The organism is Sphingomonas sp. STIS6.2, from assembly GCF_000732685.2.
Lineage (GTDB): Bacteria > Pseudomonadota > Alphaproteobacteria > Sphingomonadales > Sphingomonadaceae > Sphingomonas > Sphingomonas aerolata.
In genome coordinates this window covers 1-1469 of record NZ_JPDP02000146.1, presented here as the reverse complement: position 1 = coordinate 1469, position 1469 = coordinate 1, and the positions used below count along the sequence as shown (strand labels likewise).

Sequence of the window (1469 nt, the reverse complement as noted above, 5' to 3'; positions counted from 1 at the left end):
AATATATTTCTGGGCAAGCCGTGCGGGAAAAGACGATCGACCAAAGTCCGTCGATCAGTCGCCGACATGGCACGGAGGATGAACGATTATGGCGATGCCGATACAGATGCAACGACAGGTTGAGGGTGCTGCGACACAAGTGCCGCCAAGCGGGGGGCCAAGCTACCGATCCGCGTTGACGCTGCTGGCCAGTCTGTTCTTCATGTGGGGCTTCATCACCGTCATCAACAACACGCTGCTGCCGCACCTGCGCAGCGTGTTCGACCTCAGCTACACACAGACCACGCTGATCGAGAGCGTCTGGTTCATCGCCTATTTCTTCGCGTCGATCCCGTCGGCCAAGCTGATCGAACGGGTCGGCTACCAGCGCGCGATGGTGTTCGGGCTGGGTCTGATGGCGGTTGGAGCGTTGATGATGGTACCCGCCGCGCGGCTGCCCTCCTACGGCGTCACGCTATTCGCGCTGTTCGTGATCGCGAGTGGGATCACGCTGCTGCAGGTCGCCGCCAACCCGTATGTCGCCGTCGTCGGTCCGCCCGAGACCGCCTCATCGCGGCTCAACCTGGTCCAGGCGTTCAACTCGGCGGGCGCCACGCTCGCGCCGCTGTTCGGTGGATATCTTATCCTCGGCCGCTCAACCTCCGGCACCGCGGTTGCTGGGTCAACGGCAGTCCTCACGCCGGCCGAACGGCTCGCCGACGCACAGTCGGTGGTGTTGCCGTATCTCATCGTCGCCGGCGTACTGGTGGTGCTCGCGATCGTCATCGCGCGCTTCCCGTTGCCGGCGATGGGCGCATCGACGCAGCGCTCGGCAAAGGCGGAGCGTAAGGGGCTGTCCCTGTGGTCGCACCGCAACCTCGTACTCGGCATTCCGGCGATCTTCATCTATCTTATCGCCGAGATCGGCGTCGCCAACCTGTTCATCAATTTCGTCAGCCAGCCGGACATCGGCAACCTCACGCACGAGCAGGCCTCGCATTACCTGTTCGTCCTGTGGGGCGGTATGATGGTCGGCCGATTGGTCGGCAGCGTAGTGATGCGGACGATCCCCGCCGAGCGCGTGCTGGCGGTGGCGAGCATCGGCGCGTTCGTCGTCATGTTGATCGCGACCTTCACCACCGGCCATGTCGCGATGTGGTCGCTGATTTCGGTCGGGCTCTTCCACTCGATCATGTTTCCGACGATCTTCACTCTCGGCATCCGTGGCCTGGGGCCGCTGACCGAAGAAGGGTCGGGGCTGCTGATCATGGCAATAGCCGGCGGCGCGCTAGTGATCGTCCAGGGTTGGCTCGCCGACACCTACGGGTTGCAGATCTCGTTCCTGCTGACCGCCGTGTGCGAACTCTATATCCTGTTCTACGCGGTATGGGGGTCGCGCGTGACCGACGCGCTGCCTGATCCCGTTTCCGTTCCTTAATCAGAGTTCAGCTTAACCAGGGCTCCGCTTAGTCAGAGCAAAGGAAGCCGAA

At 62.6% G+C, this 1469-nt stretch carries 1 protein-coding gene; it reads left to right on the top strand.

Translation table 11 applies throughout. The features are described from left to right. The first annotated feature begins 88 nt into the window (after nt 1-88). Nucleotides 89-1417, top strand: coding sequence for a sugar MFS transporter (locus sphst_RS14590; protein WP_031394964.1), 1329 nt, complete (start codon nt 89-91; stop codon nt 1415-1417). Nucleotides 1418-1469 lie beyond the last annotated feature (52 nt).

Bases quoted from the DNA above. Each gene is read 5' to 3' on its own strand.
- sphst_RS14590 (WP_031394964.1), top strand. From the start codon at position 89: ATGGCGATGCCGATACAGATGCAACGACAGGTTGAGGGTGCTGCGACA.